Below are 7435 nucleotides of genomic sequence, written 5' to 3' on the forward strand. Positions count from 1 at the left end.
CCGGCGACCGCGTCATCGCCTTCCACGGCGAGCACCAGGCGGGCGTCCTCACCCCGCTCCAGCGCAGCGCGGTCTTCACCTCCTTCGACGTGACGGCGCGCAGCCGGGCCGAACTGGCCGACCTGTTCAGGACCGTGACGGAGCGCCTGCGGTTCCTGACCAGGGGCGGCGTGCCGGACCCCGTCGGCATCTCCGCGCCGCTGCCCGACTCGGGCGTCCTCGGCCCCGTCGTGCCCGCGGACGGGCTCACCGGCACCCTCGCCGTCGGCTCCGGACTCTTCGACGACCGCTTCGGCCTCGGCGACCGCAAGCCCCGCAGGCTGCGCCCGATGGACACCTTCCCCGACGACGACCTCGACCCGGCGTGGTGCCACGGCGACCTGATGCTCCAGCTCTGCGCCGACCACCCCGACACCGTCACCCACGCGCTGCGCGACATCGCCCGGCACACCCGGGGCGCGATGCAGATCCGCTGGCGCCTCGAAGGCTTCGTCTCGCCGCCGCGCCCCTCAGGGACCCCCCGCAACCTGCTGGGCTTCAAGGACGGCACGGCCAACCCGGCCGCCGCCGACGCGCGGATGATGGACCGGCTCGTCTGGGTCGGCGAGGACGGCGGCGAACCCGCGTGGGCCGCGGGCGGCAGCTACCAGGTGGTCCGCGTCATCCGCATGCTGGTCGAGTTCTGGGACCGCGTCTCCATCCGCGAGCAGGAGCGGATGATGGGCCGCGCCCGGGACACCGGGGCGCCGCTCGACGGCCGCAAGGAGACGGACGAGCCGCAGTTCGCCAAGGACCCGCAGGGCAACATCATCCCGCTCGACTCGCACATCAGGCTCGCCAACCCGCGGACCTCCGAGACCGCGGACAGCCGGATGATCCGCCGCGGCTACAACTACGACCGGGGCGTGCGCGACAACGGGGACCTGGACACCGGCCTGATCTTCTGCTGCTACCAGCAGGACATCGACCGGCAGTTCGCCGCCGTCCAGAAGCGCCTCGCGGGCGAGCCGCTGGTGGACTACATCAAGCCGTACGGCGGCGGCTACTTCTATGTGCTGCCCGGCGTGCGCGACGGCTCCGACTGGCTCGGGCGCGCGCTGCTCGCCTGAGGGAGGCCCGCGGGCGAGCAGGGACGCGGCCGAGCCCCCCGCCCGCGCCTCAGGCGGCGGCGAGCCGCCGCAGCGCCCGGCCGAGCCGCCGCGCGTACGCCCGCTGCAGGAGCCGCACGAGCGGTCCGCAGGCGCGGGTGAACCACCGGCCGTGCCGGCTGAAGGCCATGACGGTGAACCAGACGGAGCCGTCCTCGCGCAGGTCGACCACGAACGACTCCTCGCCCGACTCGGGATGTCCCGGCAGCGTCCCGTAGCCGAATCCGGTACGGCCGCTCTCGTACGCCGTCCAGACCACCTCGCACCGGGCCGCGACGCGCAGCGGCCCCGCGCCGAGGGAGAGCTCGACCAGCGCGCCGGGACGGGCCCAGGGCGAGTCGGCGCGCACCCGCACACCGGTGGCCCGGTGCATGCGCCAGGTCGTCACCGCGGCGCCCGCCGCGTCGAAGACGGCCCTGCCGCGGCCGATCCTCGCGGTGTGGTGCAGATGGCGGTAGCCCTCGGGCAGCGGCCCGAGCCGGGTCGCGCCGACCTCGGGGTAGCTGAACGGCCCTAGGGCGCGGCCGGTCACGCGGGGCCTCCGGCGCCTGCCGGGCGGGACGCGTCCTGCGCGGCGGGACACCGGCGGCGTAGCGCGGCCGGCGTGCCTGCCCGGGGCCGCACTCCGCGGGGACGCGCGGCCGCGGTGGGCCGCGGGACCGGGGCAGGTTCGCGGGACGGCCCGCCCGCCGCCCGCCTGACCTGTGACGACATGGCACCGCTCGATTCTTTTGAACGCGTTCAAGTCCAGGTCGAGCCTAGGCCCGGCCGCCCCGCCAGGCAAGGGCCACGGTGCGAGGGCCCCGGATCGCACGGCGGTCCGCTTGCGGGCCCGATCATGATCGGGCAGACATGGAGGGACATGCGGGCAGCAGAAGGACCGGAGCAGGCGGGAGACCTCTGGTGCGTTCACCCATCCGTCGTCGGGCCGCGGCACTGGCCGCGCTGTGCACGGGAGCCGTACTGGCCGCGGGCTGCGCGGACGGGGCGGGCGCCGAGGGCGCCGCGAGCGTCCGCAGCCTCGTGTTCCTGCCCGCGGGAGCGCACGGCCCCGACCCCTTCACGCCGTCCACCGTCGCCGACGCGTCCACCGCCCGGCCCTCGGCCCCCGCCTCCGGCGAGGGGACCGGCACGGGGAAGGCGGCAGGCGCAGTCGGCGCGGGCGGCAGGGCCCGCACCCTGCCGGGCACCACACCCGGCGTGTACGCGGGCGTCCAGGGCCTCTCCAGCTGCGACGTCGAACGCCAGGTCCGCCTGCTGACCCAGGACAAGGCCCGCGCCACGGCCTTCGCCGAGGCGGCGAGGACGGGCTCCACCCGCGTCCCCGACTACCTGCGCGGCCTCACCCCCGTCGTACTGCGTGCCGACACCCGGGTCACCGGACACGGCTACCGGGACGGCGCGCCCACCGCGTACCAGGCGGTGCTCCAGGCCGGCACCGCCGTCCTCGCGGACGACCGCGGGGTGCCCAGGGTCCGCTGCTCCTGCGGCAACCCCCTCGGACCCGCCGTCGCCATGGAGGGCTCCGTCTCCCACCGCGGCACCGCCTGGGACGGCTACCGGCCCGACCGCGTCCTGGTGATCTCGCCCGCGCCCCGCAGGACCGGCAGGCTGACCGTGGTCAACAGCGCCGACAACACCTGGATGGAGCGCGCCACGGGAACCGACGGCGACGAGGACGGCGTCCCCGCGGCCCTGCCGCCGTACAGCCCCGACGCGGACCTCTTCGACCCGCGGCAGGTCGCGCCGGCCGACCCGGCTCTGCCGGACCCGACAGGGGAGCCCACCCGCGCGCCGAGCCCCGAGCCCACCGGCTCCGCCGCCCCCAGCGGGCCGGCCGAGCCGAGCGCCCCCACCGGCACGGCGACCGGTGGTCCGGACGTCCCGCGGCCCCCGGACGAGCAGGCCGCGGCGGGCGGGGGAGCCAGGGGCGGCCACCCGCTCCCGGCCGTCCCCGACGACTCCGCTCTCCTGATCGGACCGGTCAACACCCCGGGCTGATGCGGGTCCGAACGGGCCGATCCGCTCCGCAGCGGGGTCGAGGAATGCCGCAAACAGCGACAGAGTGGGCCCATGGTTGAGCGGGCAGCACGTTCCCTGTCGCTCCCCGAGAACTGGCCGGCCCCTTCCGACGTCAACCTCTCCCTCAATCGCCTGGGCGCGTTCGACTGGGATCTCGACAGCGGTCTCCTGCACATGGACGAGCCGGCCCTCGGGGTCTTCGACATGCGGCCGGACGAGTACGACGGGCGCCCGGAGTCCCTCGCCGCACGCGTCCCGCGCGACGAGGCCGACCGCCTCGACTCCGTGATCCTCGCGGCGTTCAGGGACGGCGGCGACAGCTGCGGCGCCTACTTCCGCGTCAGGCGCCGCGACGGCTCCCTGCGCTTGACCACACCCAGGGCACCCTGCGCAGGGACGGCGGCGGGCGCCCCTACCGCGTCGTCGGGATCGTCAGGGACGCCGCGCAGGAGCTCGCCGACTCCGCCGCCCCCCTCGAACTCGACGAGGTGCGCCGGGTCCGTACGAGCGTGGTGGAGGGCACCACGGCGGCGCTCGCCCACGCGCGGACCGTGCAGGACGTCACCGTGCAGGACGTCATCGACGTGCTGAAGGAGTCGGCGGGCCTCGAACACTCGGCGCGACCAGCGTCGTGGTGGGACTCGTCGAGTCCGGCCGCATCCGGCTCGTCGCCGAGGGCCCCGAGGGTTCCTTCGCGCCCGGCACCCGCGTCACCAGGATCGACGAGCCCTATCCGAGGGGTGAGGTGGTCCGCACCCTCAGCCCGCGCTTCATCGACTCGGCCGAGGACTTCGCGGCCGGCCACCCCGGCCTGTGGCAGCACATCGCGGGCCTCGGATCACCGCCGCCGCCTACCTGCCACTGATCGCCCAGGGCGGACCCATCGGCGCCCTCGGCCTGCTCTACGGCGACAAGAGCGGCTTCAGCGCCGAGGACCGCAACCTCCTGGTGGCACTCGGCAGCAGCATCGCCCAGAGCCTCCGGCGCGCGATGCTGTTCGAGCAGGACCACGACCTCGCGGAGGGCCTCCAGCAGGCCATGCCGCCCCGACGCATCCCGCAGGTGCCCGGCGCGCAGATCGCCGTGCGCTACCGCTCGGCCCGGCTCGGCCGGGCAGCGGCAAGAGCGTGTGGTGCGAGTTCGCCGTTCCCCGCGGGGGCGCGCCCCGGGAGTGAGGCAGGGGAGTTGACGCGGGCGGAGTCATCCGATGAATATGCGGCGAGGACCCCCAGACCCCGGAGCTCTGATCAGCCTGATGCCCCAGCCGAACCTCGTCGACGCCCACCACCACTTCTGGGACCTCTCGGTCCGCGACCAGGAGTGGATCACCGGCCCAGGGATGGCGCCCATCCGCCGCGACTTCGGCCCGGCCGACCTGGAGCCGCAGGCGCGCGCCGCCGGTGTCGGCGCCACCGTCCTGGTCCAGACGATCGCGGTACCCGAGGAGACGCCGGAGTCCCTCGCCCTCGCCCGCGGCAGCGACCTGGTCACGGGGGTCGTCGGCTGGACGGACCTGACCGACCCCGCCGTGGCGGACCGGCTCGCCGCCCTCAAGGAGGCGCCGGGCGGCGACAAGCTCGTCGGCATACGCCACCAGATCCAGGGCGAGCCCGACCCCGAGTGGATCCTGCGGCCCGAGGTCCGCAGGGGGCTCGCGGCCGTCGCTGCCGCGGGGCTCGCGTACGACCTGGTCGTGCTCGGCCACCAGCTGCCTGCCGCCGTGCGCGCCGCAGAACTGCTGCCCGGCCTCACCTTCGTCCTCGACCACCTGGGCAAGCCGCCGGTCGCGTCGGGCGCCGTCGAGCCGTGGGCCGGCCACCTCGCGCGCCTCGCCGAGCGGCCCAACACGGTGTGCAAGCTCTCCGGCCTGGTCACCGAGGCCGACTGGGCCGCCTGGAGCGCCGACGACCTGCGGCCCTACGCGGACACCGCCCTCGACGCCTTCGGCCCGGGGCGGCTGATGTTCGGCTCCGACTGGCCGGTGTGCACGCTGGCCGCCGGCTACGCGGAGGTCGTGGACACGGCGCGCACCCTCACCGCGTCGCTCACCCGGAGCGAGCGCTCCGAGGTCTTCGGCGGCACGGCCCGCCGCGTCTACGGCCTGCCAGCCGCCTGAGCGGCGGGCCGTGCCCGGTCGAGCGCGCCGCCGTGGGCGGGCGGCCGGGCCCGGGGAGCCGTCCGCGCAGGCCGGTCGTCCGCCCGGAGGGCGTCGCGCGCCGGACGCGCCTGTGCGGCGGCTCTACGTCCGCTGGACCGGGCTCGTGTCGTCCAGGAGGCTCTGGCGGACCACGTCGGGCAGCTCGCCCGCGCCCACCAGCGCGGCGGCCGTCCGGGTGGTCAGCGACTGCCAGGTGACCGCGCGCCGCAGCATCGTGTGCTCGCCGCGCGCCACCAGGACCGCCCCGGCCCTGGCACCGATGCGGCGGGCCCGCGCCGTGAAGTCAACCGTCGCCTGCGGATCGGTGACCCGGTCGCGCTCCCCGTGCAGCAGTACGGCGCGCCGCCCTTCGAGGTGCAGCACCGGGTCCTCGGGCGGACACCAGGGGGCCAGCGCGACCACGCCGCTCACCAGGTCGTGGCCCGCAGCGCAGAGCGCGGCCCTGCCGCCCATCGAGTGCCCGACCAGCACCACGGGCAGCCGCCCGAGCAGCAGGCCCAGCTCGTCGAGGGCGCGCAGCGTGTCCCGCGCGGCGTCCGCCCGGCCGCCGTTCCAGCCGCGGCAGCGGTAGCGCACCCGCCCCATGACGACGCCGAAGCCCTCGGTGGCCCGCAGCAGGCCGCGGGTGACGGGCCACATGCGCGCCGCGGCCGCGTTGAGCCGCGGCGGCGGTGCCTCGCCGTCGGCGCGCCCGCCGTGCAGCACAAGCACCGCGGCCCGCGGCCTCGTCTCGGTCCTGTCGAGGACCAGCGCGGGCCGCACCGGCGCCCGCTCTCGTACCGCCTCGTGCACGGTCTTTCCTTCCGTGGTCCGCCGGGCGTTCACGCCCCACTTCCGGCACGCTGGAGACATGCCGGAAGTTCCCGAAGTCGAAGCGCTGCGCGTATTCCTCGACGGCCGGCTGGTGGGCATGGAAATCGTGCGTGCCCTGCCGCTGGCCGTCAATGTCCTGAAGACGTACGATCCGCCCCTCTCCGCCCTGGAGGGTGCCACGGCGACCGGTGTCGGCCGACGTGGCAAATATCTCGACATCGCCACCCGGCGGCCCGACGGCACGCCGCTGCACCTCGCGGTCCATCTGGCGCGCGCCGGATGGATCCGGTGGCGGGACGCCTTCCCCGCCGGGCCGCCGCCACGCCCGGGGAAGGGGCCGCTCGCCGCCAGGTTCGTGCTCGCGGACGGCTCCGGCTTCGACCTCACGGAGCAGGGCACCACGAAGCGGCTCGCGGTCCACCTGGTCAGGGACCTCGCGGACGTGCCCGCCGTCGCCACGCTCGGGCCCGAGCCCCTCGACCCCGCATTCGACCGGGCCGCGTTCGCGCGGCTGCTCGCGGGGGAGCGGCGGCAGGTCAAGGGCGCGCTGCGCGACCAGCGGCTGATCGCCGGCATCGGGAACGCGTACAGCGACGAGATCCTGCACGTCGCCAGGATGTCGCCGTTCAAGCCGGTGCAGAACCTGTCGGGCGACGAGGTCACCACGCTCTACGAGGCGATGATCAGCACGCTGACGGAGGCGGTCGAAAGGTCGCGGGGCGTTGCCGCGGGGAGTCTGAAGTCCGAGAAGAAGTCCGGGCTGCGGGTGCACGGCAGGGCGGGCGAGCCCTGCCCGGTCTGCGGCGACACCGTGCGCTCCGTCTCCTTCAGCGACTCGTCGCTCCAGTACTGCCCCACCTGCCAGACCGGCGGCAAGCCGCTCGCCGACCGCAGGCTGTCCCGCCTGCTGAAGTAGCGGCTCAGCCGCCGAGGGTGACGAGGGTGCGCCCGCCCGGCGCCCGTACCTCGAAGTGGTCGATGCCGCCGGGCGTCAGCGCGGCCCCGCCCGCGGTGAGCAGCGTGGTGCGCTCGTCCGTGCCCGACCAGGTGGTGACCGTCTCGCGGGAGCCGTCCCTGCCGACCGCCACCAGCGCGCAGGGCCCCCGCACCTCGCGTCCGCGCAGCTCGAAGCTGATCTGCGAGCCCCAGGCCCGAGCCGACGCGGTGACCCGCGCGGAGATCCCTGCCGCGGGGTCCGCCGCGCTCCAGTGGGCCGCCGCGTGCCACGGCCGCCCGGCGCCCGCGAGCACACCGAGCGGCGCGCCCTCGGCGAGCCCGGCGGCCGCGGCCGCCG

The 7435-nt window shown here is 75.7% G+C and carries 6 protein-coding genes and 2 pseudogenes; 5 read left to right on the top strand and 3 right to left on the bottom strand.

The features are described 5' to 3' along the window. The coding region (efeB, locus tag ABEA77_RS33245; RefSeq protein WP_345655817.1) for an iron uptake transporter deferrochelatase/peroxidase subunit at window positions 1-1109 on the top strand (1109 nt) is incomplete at its 5' end. Between the two features lie 49 nt (window positions 1110-1158). Here efeB and ABEA77_RS33250 read toward each other — a convergent pair. After that, window positions 1159-1680 (bottom strand): DUF1990 domain-containing protein, encoded by a 522-nt coding sequence (locus ABEA77_RS33250; protein ID WP_345655819.1) that lies wholly within the window; start codon window positions 1678-1680, stop codon window positions 1159-1161. 371 nt (window positions 1681-2051) lie between these two features. Between ABEA77_RS33250 and ABEA77_RS33255 the strand changes: the two genes are divergently transcribed. The 3 genes and pseudogenes from ABEA77_RS33255 to ABEA77_RS33265 all read left to right on the top strand — a co-directional run bounded on the left by ABEA77_RS33255 (window position 2052) and on the right by ABEA77_RS33265 (window position 5286). Continuing rightward, complete coding sequence (locus ABEA77_RS33255; RefSeq protein WP_345655821.1) at window positions 2052-3149, top strand: DUF6777 domain-containing protein; 1098 nt, start codon at window positions 2052-2054, stop codon at window positions 3147-3149. A gap of 72 nt (window positions 3150-3221) precedes the next feature. Beyond that, window positions 3222-4391, top strand: a pseudogene (locus ABEA77_RS33260) (GAF domain-containing protein); the annotation flags it as partial. A 34-nt stretch (window positions 4392-4425) separates the two neighbouring features. Continuing rightward, entirely contained in the window at window positions 4426-5286 is an 861-nt protein-coding gene (locus ABEA77_RS33265; protein WP_345655822.1) for an amidohydrolase family protein, read from the top strand. A gap of 123 nt (window positions 5287-5409) precedes the next feature. Here ABEA77_RS33265 and ABEA77_RS33270 read toward each other — a convergent pair whose 3' ends face one another. After that, window positions 5410-6120, bottom strand: a complete 711-nt coding sequence (locus ABEA77_RS33270; RefSeq protein WP_345655823.1) for an alpha/beta hydrolase — start codon at window positions 6118-6120, stop codon at window positions 5410-5412. Between the two features lie 58 nt (window positions 6121-6178). Here ABEA77_RS33270 and ABEA77_RS33275 point away from each other — a divergent pair, with 58 nt between their 5' ends. Beyond that, window positions 6179-7057 carry an Fpg/Nei family DNA glycosylase gene (locus ABEA77_RS33275; RefSeq protein WP_345655824.1) on the top strand — a complete coding sequence of 293 codons (879 nt, stop codon included), beginning with the start codon at window positions 6179-6181 and terminating at the stop codon, window positions 7055-7057. Between the two features lie 4 nt (window positions 7058-7061). On the opposite strand, the pseudogene ABEA77_RS33280 reads toward ABEA77_RS33275, so the two are convergent. Continuing rightward, window positions 7062-7435: pseudogene (locus ABEA77_RS33280) on the bottom strand (hypothetical protein); the annotation flags it as partial.

The organism is Streptomyces tremellae (assembly GCF_039540215.1).
GTDB lineage: Bacteria > Actinomycetota > Actinomycetes > Streptomycetales > Streptomycetaceae > Streptomyces > Streptomyces tremellae.